This window comes from Pseudomonas brassicacearum (genome assembly GCF_000585995.1).
GTDB lineage: Bacteria > Pseudomonadota > Gammaproteobacteria > Pseudomonadales > Pseudomonadaceae > Aquipseudomonas > Aquipseudomonas brassicacearum_A.
Genome location: NZ_CP007410.1, coordinates 5,917,492 through 5,935,277, shown reverse-complemented (window position 1 = coordinate 5,935,277; position 17,786 = coordinate 5,917,492). Strand labels below are relative to the sequence as shown.

The 17,786-nt window shown below is 64.1% G+C and carries 15 protein-coding genes; 6 read left to right on the top strand and 9 right to left on the bottom strand.

Annotated elements, in window-relative coordinates:
* Window positions 1–221 precede the first annotated feature (221 nt).
* Window positions 222–2,297: a mechanosensitive ion channel family protein gene (locus tag CD58_RS25470; RefSeq protein WP_025215739.1), complete on the top strand. Its 2,076-nt coding sequence runs from the start codon at window positions 222–224 to the stop codon at window positions 2,295–2,297.
* 208 nt (window positions 2,298–2,505) lie between these two features.
* Here the strand turns inward: CD58_RS25470 and CD58_RS25465 are convergent, their stop codons facing one another.
* On the bottom strand, window positions 2,506–6,819 hold the full coding sequence (locus CD58_RS25465; RefSeq protein ID WP_025215738.1) for a DEAD/DEAH box helicase: 4,314 nt from the start codon (window positions 6,817–6,819) through the stop codon (window positions 2,506–2,508).
* A 311-nt stretch (window positions 6,820–7,130) separates the two neighbouring features.
* On the opposite strand from CD58_RS25465, the gene CD58_RS25460 reads away from it, so the two are divergent.
* Both CD58_RS25460 and CD58_RS25455 read left to right on the top strand, forming a co-directional pair.
* Window positions 7,131–8,015 carry a sugar nucleotide-binding protein gene (locus CD58_RS25460; RefSeq protein WP_038436731.1) on the top strand — a complete coding sequence of 295 codons (885 nt, stop codon included), beginning with the start codon at window positions 7,131–7,133 and terminating at the stop codon, window positions 8,013–8,015.
* Complete coding sequence (locus CD58_RS25455) at window positions 8,008–8,937, top strand: NAD-dependent epimerase/dehydratase family protein (RefSeq protein WP_025215736.1); 930 nt, start codon at window positions 8,008–8,010, stop codon at window positions 8,935–8,937. The genes CD58_RS25460 and CD58_RS25455 overlap by 8 nt, the downstream gene beginning before the upstream one ends.
* Before the next feature lie 188 nt (window positions 8,938–9,125).
* Here CD58_RS25455 and CD58_RS25450 read toward each other — a convergent pair whose 3' ends face one another.
* The 5 genes from CD58_RS25450 to CD58_RS25430 all read right to left on the bottom strand — a co-directional run bounded on the left by CD58_RS25450 (window position 9,126) and on the right by CD58_RS25430 (window position 13,315).
* Window positions 9,126–9,824: an OmpW/AlkL family protein gene (locus tag CD58_RS25450; protein ID WP_025215735.1), complete on the bottom strand. Its 699-nt coding sequence runs from the start codon at window positions 9,822–9,824 to the stop codon at window positions 9,126–9,128.
* A gap of 260 nt (window positions 9,825–10,084) precedes the next feature.
* The gene (locus CD58_RS25445; RefSeq protein WP_025215734.1) at window positions 10,085–10,603 is read right to left on the bottom strand and encodes a DUF3299 domain-containing protein; all 519 of its coding nucleotides are present in this window, start codon (window positions 10,601–10,603) and stop codon (window positions 10,085–10,087) included.
* 11 nt (window positions 10,604–10,614) lie between these two features.
* Window positions 10,615–11,880 (bottom strand): ABC transporter permease, encoded by a 1,266-nt coding sequence (locus tag CD58_RS25440; protein ID WP_025215733.1) that lies wholly within the window; start codon window positions 11,878–11,880, stop codon window positions 10,615–10,617.
* 1 nt (window position 11,881) lies between these two features.
* Window positions 11,882–12,592, bottom strand: coding sequence for an ABC transporter ATP-binding protein (locus CD58_RS25435; RefSeq protein ID WP_025215732.1), 711 nt, complete (start codon window positions 12,590–12,592; stop codon window positions 11,882–11,884).
* 141 nt (window positions 12,593–12,733) lie between these two features.
* A complete protein-coding gene (locus CD58_RS25430) occupies window positions 12,734–13,315 on the bottom strand; it encodes a DUF2796 domain-containing protein (RefSeq protein ID WP_025215731.1) in 582 nt (193 codons plus the stop codon).
* Between the two features lie 130 nt (window positions 13,316–13,445).
* On the opposite strand from CD58_RS25430, the gene CD58_RS25425 reads away from it, so the two are divergent.
* A complete protein-coding gene (locus tag CD58_RS25425) occupies window positions 13,446–13,826 on the top strand; it encodes a hypothetical protein (RefSeq protein WP_025215730.1) in 381 nt (126 codons plus the stop codon).
* Window positions 13,827–13,868: 42 nt separating this feature from the next.
* Here CD58_RS25425 and trxA read toward each other — a convergent pair whose 3' ends face one another.
* The 3 genes from trxA to CD58_RS25410 form a co-directional block, all read right to left on the bottom strand.
* The gene (trxA, locus tag CD58_RS25420; protein WP_025215729.1) at window positions 13,869–14,741 is read right to left on the bottom strand and encodes a thioredoxin; all 873 of its coding nucleotides are present in this window, start codon (window positions 14,739–14,741) and stop codon (window positions 13,869–13,871) included.
* A gap of 180 nt (window positions 14,742–14,921) precedes the next feature.
* Window positions 14,922–15,581 (bottom strand): class I SAM-dependent methyltransferase, encoded by a 660-nt coding sequence (locus CD58_RS25415; protein ID WP_025215728.1) that lies wholly within the window; start codon window positions 15,579–15,581, stop codon window positions 14,922–14,924.
* Window positions 15,578–16,042, bottom strand: a complete 465-nt coding sequence (locus CD58_RS25410) for a YbaY family lipoprotein (protein WP_025215727.1) — start codon at window positions 16,040–16,042, stop codon at window positions 15,578–15,580. The genes CD58_RS25415 and CD58_RS25410 overlap by 4 nt, the downstream gene beginning before the upstream one ends.
* 127 nt (window positions 16,043–16,169) lie before the next feature.
* Between CD58_RS25410 and nrdR the strand changes: the two genes are divergently transcribed.
* Entirely contained in the window at window positions 16,170–16,634 is a 465-nt protein-coding gene (gene nrdR / locus CD58_RS25405; protein ID WP_025215726.1) for a transcriptional regulator NrdR, read from the top strand.
* Window positions 16,631–17,764 (top strand): bifunctional diaminohydroxyphosphoribosylaminopyrimidine deaminase/5-amino-6-(5-phosphoribosylamino)uracil reductase RibD, encoded by a 1,134-nt coding sequence (ribD, locus tag CD58_RS25400; RefSeq protein ID WP_025215725.1) that lies wholly within the window; start codon window positions 16,631–16,633, stop codon window positions 17,762–17,764. Before nrdR ends, ribD begins: the two co-directional genes overlap by 4 nt.
* Window positions 17,765–17,786: the final 22 nt, after the last annotated feature.

The window sequence follows — 17,786 nt, the reverse complement described above, 5'->3', positions numbered from 1 at the left end:
TGGGGAGGGGGTATTCCCACATGAGGGAGAGCACTTTTGTTTTTTTGTGGCGAGGGAGCTTGCTCCCGCTGGGGCGCGCAGCGGCCCTGTTTTGGGGCTGCTGCGCAGCCCAGCGGGAGCAAGCTCCCTCGCCACGGGGTTTGGTATTGGTCTTGCGGGCGAACTTGCCAGCCCATAATTGATCAGTTCCTTACCGAACCTGTGTGAAGGAGCCTCGCGTTTTGTCTCGATTGAGTACCGCATTGTTGCTGGTTTTGTTGGCATTGACCGGCACGGACGCCCACGGGACCGCCGCTATCCCCGGCACCTCAAACCCCAATGAAGCCCCCGCCGAACCCGAGCCGCTGGTGCAGGGCGGTTTATTGGGGGCCATCAGTTCGAGCATCGACGACGTCCAGGACAAACTCGACCTCAACCAGAGCCTGGTGGACGCCTGGCGCCTGCGGGCGGATCGGGCGGCGGATGAGGTGGACCGGTTGGTGAACCAGACTTCCCGTTCATCCTGGCGCATAGCGGGGGATTTCCTCTTGCTGTCCGGCGTCTGGATCGGGGCCTTCGCGCTGATCTGGACAGCGGCGCGGCTGCTGGTGCAACACTTGGGCCCGCGCCGTTGGCTGCGCACCCGCCAGCGGGTCCGGGACCTGCTCGGTTACCTGCTGCCCTATACCGTACCGGCGTTGGTCTGCCTGCCGCTGACCCTGTACGTCAGCCATTTCCTGCAAGTCTCGGTGGGGCGCGCCTTGGCGCTGTGTTTCGCCTACGCCACCAGCAGCGGTATTTTCTCCACGTCAGTGCTGCTGTGTGTGATCGTGATGTTCAACGCCGGTCACAAACGCCGGGCGGTGGCGATGATCCGTCACTTCAGCCCCAGGCCGCTGTTCATGATCGGCTTTCTCGCCGCCCTCAGCGATGCCCTGACCAGCCCGCAGATCGCCCGGCAATTGGGTGGCAACATCACCAGCAGCATCGCGGTATTCACCGGCTTGTTCGCCTCGGTGATCTTCGGCTGGCTGGTGATTCGCCTGCGCCGGCCGGTGGCGCACCTGATCCGCAACCGGCCATTGGCCCAGCGCTTGAAGCAGCCGGCCCTGCAAGAGTCGCTGCGGATTTTTTCCGGGCTCTGGTACTGGCCGATCCTGCTGATGGTGCTGGTGTCGGCGGTGAGCCTGATTGGCGTTGGCGAAGACAACCAGAAAGCCCTGCGGTGCGCGTTGTTCACCACGATCCTGCTGATTGCGATGGTGTTTCTCAGCACGGTATTCCAGCACATCTTCAAGTCGCCCAAGGCCGAGGCCATCCAGCGTAACAGTGCCTATAAAGGCCGCCTGTTGAGCTTGCTGCATGCGTTGTTGCGGATCGTCATGGCAGTTGCGTTCATTGAAATCCTCGGGCGGATCTGGGGGATTTCGCTGTTCGAGTTCGCCTCGCGCAATGCCATAGGCCGGGCGATCAGTGATTCCTTGAGCCGCATCGGCCTGATCTTCCTGATGACCTGGCTCACGTGGGTGGTGCTCGACACGGCGATCCAGGAAGCCTTGAAACCACCGCTGAACAAACGCGGGGCCCGCCAGCCCAGCACGCGGATCAAGACCATCCTGCCGCTGCTGCGCAACGCGGCGAAAATCATCCTGGTGGTGATCTGCGCGATCACCACCATGGCCAACCTGGGCATCAACGTCGCGCCGTTGCTGGCAGGTGCCGGGGTGGTGGGGCTGGCGATCGGTTTCGGTTCGCAGCAATTGGTGCAGGACGTGATCACCGGGCTGTTCATCATCATCGAGGACACGCTGTCCATCGGCGACTGGGTGGTGCTCGACTCCGGCCATGCCGGCACTGTCGAAGGCCTGACCATCCGCACCCTGCGCCTGCGCGACGGCAAGGGCTTCGTGCATTCGGTGCCGTTCGGTCAGATCAAGGCCGTGACCAACCAATCCCGGCAATTTGCCTTCGCGTTCTTCTCGGTGCAGTTCACCTACGACACCGACGTGGACCAGGCCATCGAGCTGATTCGCGAAGCCGGACACTCGATCTCCGAAGACCCGTTCCTCAAGTTCAACCTGCAAGGACCGCTGGATGTGTTCGGCGTGGACAAGATGGACCTCAACGGCGTGGTGCTCACGGCGCAGTTCCGTACGGTGTCGGGTGGGCAGTACGCGGTGAGCCGGGCGTTCAACCAGCGCTTGAAGAAGCTTGTGGATAACCATCCGGCGGTGCATTTTGCGCAGACTTATCCACAGCAGGTGATGTTGCCCAAGCGGTTCGTGGATGAGCCGAAGGAAGCGGGAGAGGAGTCTTGATTCGAAAGGCCGGCTCGGTCACCTGTGGCGAGGGAGCTTGCTCCCGCTCGGCTGCGCAGCAGTCGTCGCTTTTGGGCGGATATTGCATCGTGCGGATGTGTGTTTTGGGGCTGCTACGCAGCCCAGCGGGAGCAAGCTCCCTCGCCACAGGTTAACCATGCATGTTCCCGGACCCAAGTCCCCGGACCAAACAGTTTGGTGTGTAGGGCTAATGGTGTTGGATCAGCTTATTCCTGACCTCAGTCATCCCCAGCCCATCCAACTCCACCCACAACTGCTGCTTGCCAGCAATCTGCGCCGCCACCGGCAACCCATCGCGATACACCAGCCGATTACTTGCCAGCGCCGGCACCTTCGCCCCCGGCAGCAGGGTGCCGGCCAGGTTCAGCGGGTCGACGCCGCACACCGCCACCAGGCTGCCGTCGGTGGGGCGGCGGCGCACTTCGCGCAGCAATGGAATGGCTTCGGGCAGGGCGAATTGTTCGCCCGCCAGCCCGCTGACGAACCGCCCGCCCCGAATCTCGCCCCGGGCCTCCAACCGATGAAAGGTGCGCAGCAGTTCGCGCCAGCTCGGCAACCAGTCGGCCTCCCGCTCCAGCAAGCGCCAGAACACCACGCCGTAGCGGCGCAACAGGGTCATGGCAATGTGTTCCAGTGTCTCGGGCGGTGTCGGCGCCGGGCGGTTGCCTTGCGCGGGTGCGGGTTGGCTGCGGCGCAACAAGGCCCAGCGCCCGGCGTCGTCCATGCCACCGACAAACGCCCCGCGCCCGCGCCGACTGCTGCGGGCCTGGCGTTTGCTGGCGGGGGTGATCAGCGCGCGCAGGCCGGCGAAGCTGTCGGCGTTCACCAACCCGGCGCCCACCAGTTCCTGCAAGGCGATTTCCAGTTCGCTGCGCAGCAGGTGGGCTTCGTGCAGCAGTTCGTCAAAAAACAACGCGCCATGCTCGCTGAGGGCTTGATGGACTTTCTGCGTCTTGGGCGACAGTTCGCTGACCGGGGTTTGCTCGGCCAGGCTGCTCCACAGCGCCACCTGGCTGCGCGGCAGCAACACCACCGGCGTACTGCGCAGGGCGCTGGCCGAGAGCTTCTGGCGAGCGCTCAGGCGCGTCCACACCAGCTTGCCGCTGCGACACAACTCATCGAGCCAACTTGGCGAATAGTCCTTGATCCGCGCCGACAGTAAATCGCTGTCCCAGGCCGAGGCAGCGGCCGGGTAGCCTTCGAACTGGCTGATGATCGATGGCAGCACAGCGCTGCCCCGGCCCTGGGTGGTGGGCGACAGGTGCTGCCAGTCGAACAGGAAGCGCATGAAATCCTGCAGCATCACCGGCTCGATTTCCCGGCGCAGGCGCTTGACGGTGTAGCGATGGATGCGCGCCAACAAATGCCGCTCGCACCATTCCTCCTGGCCGGTGCCCGGCGTGAAACGGCCACGCAGCACGTAACCCTGCTGCTCGAGCAGCGCCAGGGCCTGGGTGACCTGCGGTGTCGACAACCCCAACGGGTAGGCGATGGCTTTCAACGGCAGCGGGCCAAAGGCGCTGAGCCGGGCGCGGAGCACTTCCACCAGGGCTTCGTCGCCATCCCAGGCTTCATCGAAACCGGCCAGGGGTGTCAGCGATGGCTTCCATTGGGCCTGTGGATAAACCGCTTGCAGGCAGGTCAGCCGCTCCAACGCCACCCACAGGCCGCGCTCGGCGCTGATCTGCACATGGCTGGCGCGCCCGTGTTCGGCCAGGGCCTGCAACCAATCCAGCCACGGCGCGTGGGCGCTGGCCTCGCTGTCGGCGATGCAGGCCAGGCTCATCAGGGCTTCGTGCATTTCATCGAGATTGGCGGGGCTCGGCCAGGCTTCGTCCCGGACCGATTGGATAGCCTCGGCGTCCAGCGCGCCCAGGTCATCGGTGGAATGTGGATCGCTCCAGCGCCGGTTGATCACCGCCTGGGTGCGACGTTCTTCCAGCGGCGCGTCGTCGAGAAAGGTGTAGGGCCGGGCGCTGAGGATTTCCGCTGCCAGGGGCGAGGGCGCCGGCAGGTCGCGGCTGATCAGGCGAATCTCGCCGGCCTCCATGCGCCGCAACAGCGCCAGCCAGCCTTCGCTGTCCATGGCCTCGTGCAGGCAATCGTCGAGGGTCTGTTCCACCAGCGGATGGTCGGGAATCTCCCGCTCGCCAGCGAGGTTCTCGAGGCAGGCGATCTGGTCGGGAAACACACTGGCGATCAGGTCTTCGCTTTTCATCCGCTGAATCTGCGGGGCGACTTTGCGCCCGCCGGTGTAGCGCGGCAAGGCCAGGGCCACGCCGGCATTCCAGCGCCAGCGCACACCGAACAGCGGCGCATCCAGCACCGCCTGAATCAGGATCTGCTCGGCGCTGTGGCTGTTGAGGTAGCGCCAGACCTCGTCCAGCTCGAAGCTGTGGCTGGTGGACAGCGACAGCACGATGGCGTCCTCGCTGGCGGCCGCTTGCAGTTCGAAATTGAAGGTGCGGCAGAAACGCTTGCGCAAGGCCAGGCCCCAGGCGCGGTTGATGCGGCTGCCGAACGGCGTGTGGATGATCAGTTGCGTGCCGCCGGACTCATCGAAAAATCGCTCCATCAGCAGCGTGTCCTGGGACGGCAGGGCGCCGAAGGCCAGGCGTGCTGGCGCCAGGTAATCCAGCAATTGCTCGGCGCTGGCCAGGTTCAGTTGCAAGGTGCCGGTCAGCCAATCCAGGGCCGGTTGCAGATTGCCCGGGGTGGCGCCGAGCAATTGATCGAGCTGGGCTTGCAGGCGTGCCACGGCCAGGGACAATTCGTCGCTGCGCCCTGGGGCTTCGCCGAGCCAGAACGGAATGGTCGGCGGTTGGCCCTGGGCGTCCTCGACCCGCACGCGACCGCTCTCGACGCGGATGATGCGGTAGGACGTATTGCCCAGTTGGAACACATCGCCGGCAATGCTCTCCACCGCGAAGTCTTCGTTGACGCTGCCGATGTTCAGGCCCTGGGGTTCGAGCAGCACGCTGTAGTCGGCGTTATCCGGGATGGTGCCGCCGCTGGTCACCGCCGTCAGCTTGCTGCCCCGGCGCCCGCGCAAGGTGCGGGTCACGGCGTCCCGGTGCAGGTAGGCACTGCGTACACCCTGGCGACCGTTGAGGCCTTCGGCGAGCATCTGCAACAGCGCCTGGTAATGCCCTTCATCCAGTTCCGCGTAGGGCGATGCGCGGCGCAAGGTTTCCAGCAGTGCCTGTTCCTGCCATTCCTGGCAACTGACCTCGGCGACGATCTGCTGGGCCAATACGTCCAGGGGTGCCTTGGGAATGTGCAAAATATCCAGCTCGCCACGGCGCACGCAGTCGAGGAGGGCGGCGCACTCGATCAAGTCGTCGCGGGTGGTGGCGAACAGGCGGCCCTTGGGCGTGCCGCCGACCTGGTGCCCAGAGCGCCCAACTCTTTGCAGGAACGCCGAGATTGAACGGGGCGAGGCGATCTGGCACACCAGGTCGACATCGCCGATATCGATGCCCAGTTCCAGGGAGGCGGTGGCGATCAACACCTGCAATTCGCCGCGCTTGAGACGTTGTTCGGCGTCGAGGCGAAACTCCTTGGCCAGGCTGCCGTGATGGGCCGCCACGGCGTCCTTGCCCAGACGCTCGCTCAAATGCCGACTCAGGCGTTCGGCCAGGCGCCGGGTGTTGACGAACACCAGGGTGGTGCGGTGTTCCCGGGCCAGCTCGGCGAGGCGGTTGTAGACCAGCTCCCACACGTCGTTGGCCATTACCGCCGAGAGCGGCACCGGCGGCACCTCGATGTCCAAGTCCCGGGGGCGAGCGTGGCCAATGTCGACGATTTCACAGACGCGGCCTTCACCGACGAGAAACCGTGACACCGCTTCGATAGGCTTTTGCGTGGCCGACAGGCCAATGCGCATCAGTGGTTCGGCACACAGCGCCTGCAAGCGCTCCAGGCTCAAGGCCAGGTGGCTGCCACGCTTGCTGGCGGCGATCGCGTGGATTTCGTCGACGATCACTGTGCGGGTGCTGGCGAGCATCTGCCGGCCGGAGTCGGAACCGAGCAGCACGTAGAGCGATTCGGGGGTGGTCACCAGGATGTGTGGCGCGGTCTTGCGCATCGCCGTGCGTTCTTTCTGCGGCGTGTCGCCGGTGCGCACGGCGGTGGTGATGTGCAGGGGCGGCAAGTGCATTTGCCGCAGCTGTTCGGTAATGCCGGCCAGCGGGTTTTGCAGGTTGATCTGGATGTCGTTGCTCAGCGCCTTGAGCGGCGAGACGTAGACCACCAGGGTCTGGTCCGGCAGGCCGCCCTGTTCCAGGCCACGATGCACCAGGTCATCGAGCACAGCGAGAAACGCGGTCAGGGTCTTGCCCGAACCGGTGGGCGCGGCCACCAGGGTCGAACGGCGCTGGCCGATCAACGGCCACGCCTGGGCCTGGGCGGCCGTGACCGCCGGGAAGGTCTGGCTGAACCAGGCGCGAACGGCGGGGTGAAAGCCTGCCATGGCGTGGTCGGCTGCAAGGGGCAGATTCATAGGATCAGTTTATGCGGGCGAGGTGGGGAGGACGCAAGTATCGGCTAAGATCTCTGTCGCCTGTCAGGGCCTCATCGCGAGCAAGCTCGCTCCCACAATTGTTTTTTGTAGCAACAGATTTTGCGTTCACAACCGAACCCTGTGGGAGCGAGCTTGCTCGCGATGGCGGCCTCAAGGTGTCCAACCGACCTCGGATCCACACTTTACGGATGACGGTTGCGCACTAAACCCGCAAAATGCAACGATTCCGACAACGCCTGCGGGCGTTATCGACCAAATTCTTGTGCCAATAGACTGGGCCTGCTGACTTTATGCGAATGCGCCTTATGTTACTGGGCGGCGGAAATGCCCTTGGGCAGGCGCTGATTCGCCTCGGTGCAGAAGAAGACATCGGTTTTCTTGCCCCCCGCCCACCCGAAGACGGTTGGGATGCCGCGAGCCTGACGCAACTGCTCGACGACACCCGCCCGGACGCCTTGATCAACCTGGCGTACTACTTCGACTGGTTTCAAGCCGAGGCCGTCAGCGAGCAGCGCCTGGCCGGCCAGGAGCGCGCTGTCGAGCGCCTGGCCGAGCTGTGCCAGCATCACAACATCGTCTTGCTGCAACCGTCGAGCTATCGCGTGTTCGACGGTTCCCGTGCCACCGCCTACAGCGAAAAGGACGAACCTGTGCCCCTGGGCTTGCGTGGCCAGGCGTTGTGGCGGATCGAGCAAAGCGTGCGCGCCACCTGCCCACAGCATGTGCTGCTGCGTTTCGGCTGGCTGCTGGACGACAGCGTCGATGGCATCCTTGGACGTTTCCTGGCCCGGGCCGAACAACCCGAAGAGCTGCTGCTGGCCGATGACCGTCGGGGTAATCCGACGCCGGTGGACGATGCGGCACGGGTGATTATCTCGGTGCTCAAGCAACTCGATTGCGCCGCTCCGCTGTGGGGCACCTATCATTACGCCGGACACGAGGCGACCACGCCGCTGGCGCTGGGCCAGGCGATCCTCACCGAAGCCCGCGCCCTGCATCCCCTGGCGGTCGAGTCACCCACGCCCCAGGCTCACGCCGCACGGCCGGACGCCGCGGAAGAACCGCAGCACGCGGTGCTGGCCTGCAAGAAAATACTGCACACCTTCGGGATCAAGCCCCGCGCCTGGCGCGCCGCCCTCCCGGGCTTACTGGATAGGTTTTATCGCCATGGCTGAAGGCCCTGTTTTAATCACCGGCGGCGCGGGTTTCATTGGTTCGCACCTGACCGACGCTCTGCTTGCCAAGGGACATTCGGTACGCATCCTCGATGACCTGTCCACCGGCAAGCGCAGCAACCTGCCGCTGGATAACCCTGCTGTCGAACTGATCGAAGGCGACGTCGCCGATGCCGCGCTGGTGGCCCGGGCCATGGCCGGTTGCAGCGCCGTAGCGCACCTGGCCGCCGTGGCTTCGGTACAAGCCTCGGTGGACGACCCGGTGCGCACGCACCAGAGCAACTTCATCGGCACCCTGAATGTCTGCGAAGCCATGCGCCAGGCCGGTGTGAAGCGGGTGCTGTTCGCTTCCAGCGCAGCGGTCTATGGCAACAATGGCGAAGGCGAGTCGATCGACGAAGAAACCCCCAAGGCGCCGCTCACGCCTTATGCCTCCGATAAGTTGGCCAGCGAGTTCTACTTCGACTTCTATCGCCGCCAGCACGCGCTGGAACCGGTGGTGTTCCGCTTCTTCAACATCTACGGCCCGCGCCAGGATCCGTCCTCGCCGTATTCCGGGGTCATCAGCATCTTCAGCGAACGGGCACACAAAGGCCTGCCGATCACCGTGTTTGGCGACGGTGAGCAGACCCGGGACTTTGTCTACGTCGAAGACCTGGTGGACTTGCTGGTGCAAGCCATCGAAAAGCCTGAGGTGGAAGTGGGGGCGGTGAACGTCGGCTGGAACCAGGCCACGACCCTCAAGCAGATGCTCCAGGCCCTGGCCGCGGTGGTCGGTGACCTGCCGCCGATCAGCTATGGCCCGGCACGCTCCGGCGATATCCGCCATTCCCGGGCCGACAATCGTCGCTTGTTGGAGCGCTTCAGCTTTCCCCCGCAAACGCCGATGAGTGTGGGATTGGCGCGGTTGCTGGGCCGCTGAATGAAAAAGGCGCCTTTCGAGGCGCCTTTTTCATGAGCTACACAGTGCTGGAGTGAACACTGTGGCGAGGGAGCTTGCTCCCGCTCGAGCGCGAAGCGGTCGCAACCTCTTTGGGTCTGCTTCGCAGCCCAACGGGAGCAAGCTCCCTCGCCACAGGATGTGTTATCAACTTGCCATTGTGCAGCAGGTTAAAACTTGTAGCCCAACCCCACCATGTAGATCCATGGGTCCACTTCGACATTTACCTTGGCCCGGGTCCCGCCGGCCACGGCGTTGTTGTCGACATAAGCAGTGGTGTCGATGTCGATGTAGCGAATCTGGCCGTTGATCATCACGTTGTCGGTCAGCATGTAGTCTGCGCCCACTTGCCACGCCATGCCCCAGCTGTTGCTCGCTTGAAAGTTGCTGAAGCCGTTGGCGCTGGCTGTGCTGCCGACGTGTTCGTCGTAGATCCAGGTGTAGTTGATGCCGGCGCCGACATAAGGCTGGAAGGCCGACTTGGCGTCGAGCGGGTAGTAGACCAGGCTCAGGGTCGGCGGCAGGTGCTTGAGGGTGCCGAGCTTGTTGTTGGCCGCGCCCAGGGCGGTGCCTTTGATCTTCACATCGTGCTCGAACGGCGAGGCCGCCAGCAGTTCGATGCCCAGGTTGTTGGTGATCATGTAGGCGAAGTTCAGGCCCAGTTGCGTGTCGCTGCTCATGGTCGCCTTGCCGCCCAGATCGGCACCGGCCAGCGGGCCACGGTCGACCTTGACGCTGGAACTGTCGGCTTCGGGATTGACGGTAATGGCACCGGCGCGAACGATAATATCGCCGGCCGTGTGGGCCTGGGCGAGTGGGGCGGCGAGCGCGAGGGCGGCGAGGGAAGCGCAGAGCAAGGACTTGTTCATGAGGGCTCCAGAGGGCATCGAAATTTGATGTCTCATGGTACGAAGCCGTCTGGTCCGGTCTTTTGACCCAGCTCAATGAGTCAGGGGGTGTTTAATTGACTCAGCTCAATAAAAGCGCCGATGAGAAAATTTGAGGGAACCATCGCGAGCAAGCTCGCTCCCACATCATTCGACCGCATTCTTTCTGAAGAAACACGATCAACTGTGGGAGCGAGCTTGCTCGCGATAGCTATCTGACTGACTGCACATCACTACCGGGTTCACTCCGGCAGCTCATACACATAAATCTTCTGCGCCTCCATCTGATACCCGGCGTCGGCCAGCTCACTGGTAGACGGCTTGACCTGCATCGGCCCCTCGACCCAATACGGCTGATACAACTCGTCGAGCTTCACGCCGACCTCGCTTTTCACATGCACGATCTGATTCGACGGCGGTGGCGGCACGTGGATGCAGGCGCCGAAGTACGGCACCAGCAAAAAGTCGGTGGTGCGGCCTTCCTCGCTGACTTCCAGCGGCACGATGTAGCCCGGCAAACGAATCTGCTGGCCGTCGAGGGCCTTGACCACCGGGGCGTTGGGCAAATCCTGCTTGGCCGCCGGGGCGGATTCGGCGGCGAGGGCATCGCTCATCTTCGACAAGTCGTGCAGCGGGGTCATGTTCGGCACTTCCGGTGGCGCGTCCGGCGGGATCATTTCCGACCAGGCCAGGTCCCTCGGCTCGGCCGCCCACAGCGGCAGGGCGACCATCATCAACAGCGCAAGCAGGGCGCGGGGCATTTTCACGGTCCTCATAAACGGATCGACAGGCCATCGGCCAGCGATTGGCGATAGGCGCGCCAGGCCGGCACGCTGCCCATCAGCAGGGCAGCGAGCAGGATGCCAGCCATGAGCGTCCATTCATATTCGCTCGGCCAGCTCAGCGGCAGATACAAACCATAGGCCGACTGCACATAACCCTGGGCCGCGGCGATGCCGATGTATAGCAAGGCCAGCCCGGCGCTCACCCCGGCCAGCGACAGGGCAAAGGCTTCGAGCACCAGCAGGGTCGCGATGTGCCACGGCCGTGCACCCACCGAACGCAGGATCGCCATTTCCCGGCGGCGTTCGTTGAGGCTGGTGAGGATCGCCGTGAGCATGCCGATCAAGCCCGTCAGCACCACGAACAGTGAAATCACGAACAGGGCCTTTTCCGCCGTGCCCATCAGGCTCCACAACTCCTGCAGCGCCACGCCGGGCAGAATCGCCAGCAACGGTTCGCCGCGGAACTCATTGATCTCGCGCTGCAAGGCAAACGTGGAAATCTTGCTGTTGAGGCCGAGCATGAACGCGGTGATCGCTTGGGGCGTGAGGTCCATGTTACGGGCCTGGTCGGCGCTGATGCGGCCGTTGCCCTGGGCGGGTACGCCATTTTTCCAGTCGATGTGGATCGCTTCCATGCCGCCGAGGCTAATGTGCAGCGTGCGGTCCACCGGGGTGCCGGTGCGCTTGAGAATCCCAACCACGGTGAAGGGCTTGTCGTCATGCTTGACCAGGCTGACCACCGCCACGCCGTGGGCCAGCACCAGTTTGTCGCCGAGTTTGTAGTGCAGCGCCTCGGCCACTTCGGCACCGAGCACCACTTCGAACGGATCGCTGGCGAAAGCCCGGCCATCGGCCAGTTCCAGGTGTTGCTGGCGGCCGTACTGGTAGTGCTCGAAGTAGGCCTCGGTGGTGCCCATCACCCGGTAGCCACGATGGGAATCGCCCAGGGACATGGGGATCGCCCACTTCACTTTCGGGTTGCTGGCGAAGTGTTCGAAGCTGTCCCAGCGGATGTTGTTGGTGGCATTGCCGATGCGAAACACCGAATACAGCAGCAGGTTCACCGAGCCGGAGCGGGCGCCGACGATCAGGTCGGTGCCGCTGATGGTGCTGGCAAAACTGTTTCGCGCCTCGGTGCGCACCCGTTCCACCGCCAGCAGCAGGCATACCGAAAGGGCGATGGCGAAAGCGGTGAGGATCGCGGTGAAGCGGCGGTTCGCCAGGCTGGCCATGGCTAGACGGAACAAATACATCTCAGACCTCGAGTGGCGTGGCGGCGCGATTGAGATCGGCCAGCGAGAGGTTGCGGTCGAACAGCGGCGCCAGGCTCTGGTCGTGGCTGACGAACAACAGGCTCGAGCCGGCCTCGCGGCATTCGGCGAACAACAGCCGCAGGAAGTTTTCCCGGGCATCGTAATCCAGGGCCGAAGTTGGCTCGTCGGCGATCACCAGTTCCGGCTGGCCGATCAGGGCCCGGGCGGCGGCGACCCGTTGCTGTTGGCCGATGGACAGCGAGTCGGCGCGGCGCTCCAGCAGGTTCGGATCTGTCAGCCCCAGGTGGGCCAGCAGCGTGGCGGCGGCTTGATCGATGCTGCCGTGGCGCTGCATGGCCCGTTGTGCACGCAGCTTGGAAAAGTGACAAGGCAGCTCGACGTTCTCGCGCACCGAGAGAAACGGCAGCAGGTTGAATTGTTGGAAGATGTAGCCGGTGTGGTCCACGCGAAACCGGTCGCGACTGCCGGCGCCCAGTTCGCTGAGTTCCTGGCCGAGCAGGCGGATGCTGCCGCGATCCGGCGTCTGCACACCGCCCAGCAACCCCAGCAGGGTGGTCTTGCCACTGCCGCTCGGGCCCTTGAGGAACAAGGTTTCGCCGGCCTCCAGGCGAAACGCCGGGATATCCAGCAGCGGCGGATGCCCGGGCCAGCTGAAGGTCAGGTCGGACAGTTCGATGAGTGCTTGGGTCATATGAAACCGGTCAGATCAAGGTGAACCCTGTGGGAGCGAGCTTGCTCGCGATGGCGGTGTGTCAGGCTGCATCTGCATTGGATGTGCCGGCCTCATCGCGAGCAAGCTCGCTCCCACATTGGGTTTGGGTTTTGCGGTGAATCAGAATTTCAGGGCTGGCGCCTTGGCCGTCACTTCCACGCCTTGCTGGCCGCTCGGGCTGATCAGTTGTACCTGAATTTTCTGGGTGGCCGGGAAGGTTTTGAACAGTGTCGCCAAGTCCAGGTTCTTCAGGGCGCCAGGGACGGCGCAGGTGAATTGATAGTGGGCATGGATTTCACTGTGCTCGTGGTGTTCGTCGCCATCGGCGTCTTCATCGTGGTCTTCGTGGTCCGGCTCATCGCCAAACAACGGGCTTTCCAGTTCCTGTTGGGCCACGGTGCATTTGGCGGCGGCCGGCAGGTTGAACAGCGCCAGGGGTTTTTCCAGTTGGGCACGGGCAGCGGCGACCTTGGCTTTGTCGGCATCGCTGGTGGCGGCGTGTTCGAAGCCCACCAGGTTCATCGCCGGGCTTTCCAGTTCCAGCTCCAGGGTCTGGCCGTCCAGTGCAGCGTTCAGTCGAGCAACGCCGTGTTCATGGGCGCCGAGGCTGCCGTGCTCATGGTCGTGGTCATGCTCGACGGCCGCGTGAGCGACAGCCAAGGGCAGCAGGGCGAACGGCAGGGCGAGAAGCAGACGACGCATGACGAGTCTCCAGGAAGTACAAGTTGTGTTATGTAATCTCATAACGAAAGTGCGGAGAGTTTGACCGTCTGCTTGGCGTCGCGCAAGGCCCATGGGAGCATGGGTACATGAAATCTTCGGGAGCACGGTGATGTTGCGGATACGCGGAACGGTCGGCGATTGGCCGGTGGACTTGTCGATCGAAATGGATGAAGGCGACTGGGCGCAGCTTGGCGCGCAGTTGCAAGTAGCCAAATCCGAAGGCACGGCGACACCGGCGGCCAAGCCGGCGAACCAGGACGATGCCCAGTGGCAGATCGCCAAGGATTTGCTGCGCAAGGCCGGGCAACTGAGCGGTCCGGACCTGCTGGAACAGCTCGAAGGCCTGACCGGCGGTGCCTCGGCGGGCAAGCGCTTGTTGGTGCGCCTGCGTCACTGCGCCGAGGTCAAGGTGCTGAGCGGCGGGGACACGCCGCTCTATAGTTGGGTGGGAGAAGAAGCAGTAAGCCACAAGCCGCAAGCTTCAAGCTGAAGCAATCTTGCCGCTTGTAGCTTGTAGCTTGTAGCTGCTCCTCTAATACAACGCCGCAAACAGCTTACGGCGATAGGTCGTCACCAACGGGTGATCGTTGCCCAGCAGTTCGAAGACTTGCAGCAAGGTCTTGTGAGGCAGGCCTTCGCTGTAGCTGCGGTTACGCATGAACAGCTTGAGCAGCGCATCCAGGGCCGCTTCGTACTGCTGGCGCGCCAGTTGCTGGATCGCCAGTTGGTACACCGCTTCATCGTCCTGCGGGTCTTTCGCCAGGCGCGCCTTGAGGTCGGCGGCGTCCGGCAGGTGCTTGGCCAGGCCGAGGAACTGGATCTGCGCCTTGGCGCCGGCCAGCGCGGCTTTATGCTCATCGCTTTTCACTGCGTCCAGTACTGTCTGCGCTTCGTCCAGCTCGCCGCGTTCGGTCAGGCAACGGGCGTACAGGATCAGGGCCTTGGCGTTGGTGTTGTCTTCACTCAGCAAGACTTTGAGCAGGGCTTCGGCGTCGGCGAAGCGGCCATCGTCGAACAGCGCCTGGGCCTGTTCGAACGGGTCGGCGGCGGCCGGTGGCGGCATCTGCACATGAGGCTCGAGCATCGTGCGCACCGCCGATTCCGGCTGGGCCCCGGCAAAGCCATCGACCGGCTGGCCGTCCTTGAACAGCACCACGGTGGGCAAGCTGCGAATGCCGAAGCGGGCGACGATGTCTTGCTCGAGGTCGCAGTTGACCTTGGCCAGCAGCAACTCACCTTGATAGCTCTCGGCAATGGTTTGCAGCATCGGCATCAGGGCCTTGCACGGTGCGCACCACTCGGCCCAGAAATCCACCAGTACCGGTTTGTGGAAGGAGTTCGCGATCACCGACTGGTCGAAATCGGCGGTGGTGGCGTCGAAGATGTAGGGCGTGTCCTGGGTCATGGGGGATCTCGTAGAACGCTTGAATGGGGCAACTATACGGCGTGGTGGGGGTGGCTGAAAGCGGGGCGGCGGTAAGAGATGTGTTGATTGGCAGGGCCCCATCGCGAGCAAGCTCGCTCCCACAAGGGATCTCAAGTGCTCATGCGCCCCCCTGTGGGAGCGAGCCTGCTCGCGATGCTTTCAGGGCCAGCGCCGCGCGTGGTACAGGCTCACATGGCGAAACTCTTCAGGCTCGGCCAGGTCCGGCAAGGTCATGGCTTCCAGCATTGCGATGCGCCGGTACAGTGGATGCTGGAAGTCCCGCACCCGGGAATCGGCCACCAGCGCCTCACGGCCGCGGCTGAGGAAGTGATCGAGCAGTGGCAGGTTGGCTCGGTCGTAGAGTACGTCGGCGACCAGGATCAGGTCGAAGCGGTCGGCTTCGGCGAAGAAATCCGTCGAGTAACCCAGTTCTACGCCATTGAGCGCGGCATTGGCCTGGCACGCGGCAATCGCCAGCGGATCCAAGTCGCAGGCCACCACTTCCGACGCTCCGGCCTTGATCGCCGCGATGCCCGCGACGCCGGAACCGGCGCCGAAATCCAGCACCCGCTTGCCTTCGACCCACTGCGGCTGTTCGGCTAGGTAGCGGGCCATCGACAGGCCGCTGGCCCAGCAGAAACTCCAGTAAGGCGGTTCATGGAGGATGCGGCGGGTTTCCTCCGGGCTGAAGGCACGGTCCATGTTGTCGCCGTCGATCAGCCACAGTTTCAGGTCGGTGCCGGGTAGCGGGCAGGCCACCAGGCGCGCGTCGCCCAGCAACTCACCCAACGCGTGTTGCAGGTCCTGCGGTGCCGTCATGGTGCTTTGACGAATTGCAGGGCGCCCAGCACCTGGGTGGTCGGTTGAGTGATGCGTTGTTCCGGCAAGTGCAGGATCAACTGGCCGGACTGGCTGGCGCGGCCACGCAGTTCCACGCGAGCGCCAACCGGGAAGGCGTCGGGGTTGAAGCGCAGGCGGAAGGGCAGGGCCTGGTGGGTACCGATCAGGCTGGAACTGGCGAGCAATTGTTGCGGACGGTCCTTGTCATCGATCACCAGCAACGCCAGTTCGACCTCGGCCCCGGCCGGAACGCCCTGCAAGGTGCCGCTGATTTCGCGCTGGTACGCCGGCAACGGCCCCAGCTCGGCGGCCTGGCGGGCTTTTTCCTGGGCCTGTTTCGGCGCCGGGGCCGGTGCGGGCGCCGCGGGCTTGGGGGCGTCGCTGCTGCACGCCATCAGCAGGCTGAAAAGACTGAGCAAAACGAGCGATCGTAGCGGCATGTGTGGCTCCAGCAAGGTGAATTCCATGGATCTGACGGTAAGCCCGTCTGTATACCGTAAACCCTATGGCTTGTCTTGCCAGTGGGATGCGCTACCATGGCCCTCCCTTTTTTTGTTGCCTGCCACCATGCACTGTCCCTTCTGCGGTGCCAACGACACCAAGGTCATCGACTCGCGACTGGTCGCCGAGGGCGAACAGGTCCGCCGCCGGCGCGAATGCCTGGCCTGCGGCGAACGTTTCACGACGTTCGAAACCGCTGAACTGGTGTTGCCGCGCCTGATCAAAACCGACGGCAGCCGCCAGCCGTTCGACGAAGAAAAACTGCGCGCCGGCATGCAGCGCGCCCTGGAAAAACGCCCGGTGAGCGTCGAGCGCCTGGAGGCGGCGCTGGTGCACATCAAGCACAAACTGCGGGCCACCGGCGAGCGCGAGGTCAAATCCCTCGTGGTCGGTGAGTTGGTGATGGCCGAGCTGCAGAAGCTCGATGAAGTCGCCTACATCCGTTTCGCCTCGGTGTACCGGCGCTTCCAGGACTTGAACGAATTCCGTGAAGAAATCGACCGCTTGGCCCGCGAACCGGTGAAACCATGACCGTCTCGGCGCAGCAGGCCGTCCTCGACGCCCACTACATGGCCCGTGCCCTGGAGTTGGCGCGGCGCGGTCACTACACCACCCACCCCAATCCCCGGGTCGGTTGCGTGATCGTGCGTGACGGGCAGATTGTCGGCGAAGGCTGGCACATCCGCGCCGGCGAGCCCCATGCCGAAGTCCATGCCCTGCGCGCCGCTGGTGAGCAGGCCCGGGGCGCCACGGCCTACGTGACCCTCGAACCCTGCAGCCATCACGGGCGTACGCCGCCGTGTGCCGATGCGTTGGTCAACGCGGGCCTGGCGCGGGTGGTGGCGGCGATGCAGGACCCGAACCCGGATGTCGCCGGTCGCGGCCTGCAACGCTTGGCCCAGGCCGGTATCGCTACCGAAAGTGGCGTGCTGGAAGGCGAGGCGCGCCTGCTCAACCAGGGTTTCCTCAAGCGCATGGAGCACGGCTTGCCGTACGTGCGGGTCAAGCTGGCCATGAGCCTGGATGGCCGCACGGCCATGGAAAGCGGCGAAAGCCAGTGGATCACCGGCCCCGCCGCACGTTCGGCGGTGCAACGCCTGCGAGCCCAGGCCGATGTGGTACTGACCGGCGCCGATACGGTGCTGGCCGACAATGCCCGGCTGACCGTGCGCGCCGATGAACTCGGCCTGGATGCCGAGCAGACCGCGCTGGTCATGAGTCGCCCGCCGCTGCGGGTGCTGGTGGACGGTCGCCTGCGGGTGCCGCTGGATGCGCCGTTCTTCAAGGCTGGCCCGGCGCTGGTCGCTACTTGCATGGCGGTGGAAGAACAGTACGCCAACGGCCCCGAATGCATGATCGTGGCTGGCGATGACGGACAGGTCGATCTGCATCGGCTGCTGATGGCGTTGGCGGCCCGGGATGTCAATGAAGTGCTGGTGGAAGCCGGTCCGCGCCTGGCGGGGGCTTTCGCCCGGCAAGGGTTGGTGGACGAATTCCAGATTTTCATCGCCGGCAAGTTCCTAGGCTCTTCGGCGCGGCCGTTGCTGGACTGGCCGCTGGCGCAGATGAAAGACGCTCCAGAACTGAAAATCATCGAAATTCGTGCCGTGGGCGATGACTGGCGAGTCATCGCCGTTCCCGTCGCGCAGGCGAGCGTATAATTCCCGGCTTTCGCTCAAGCGG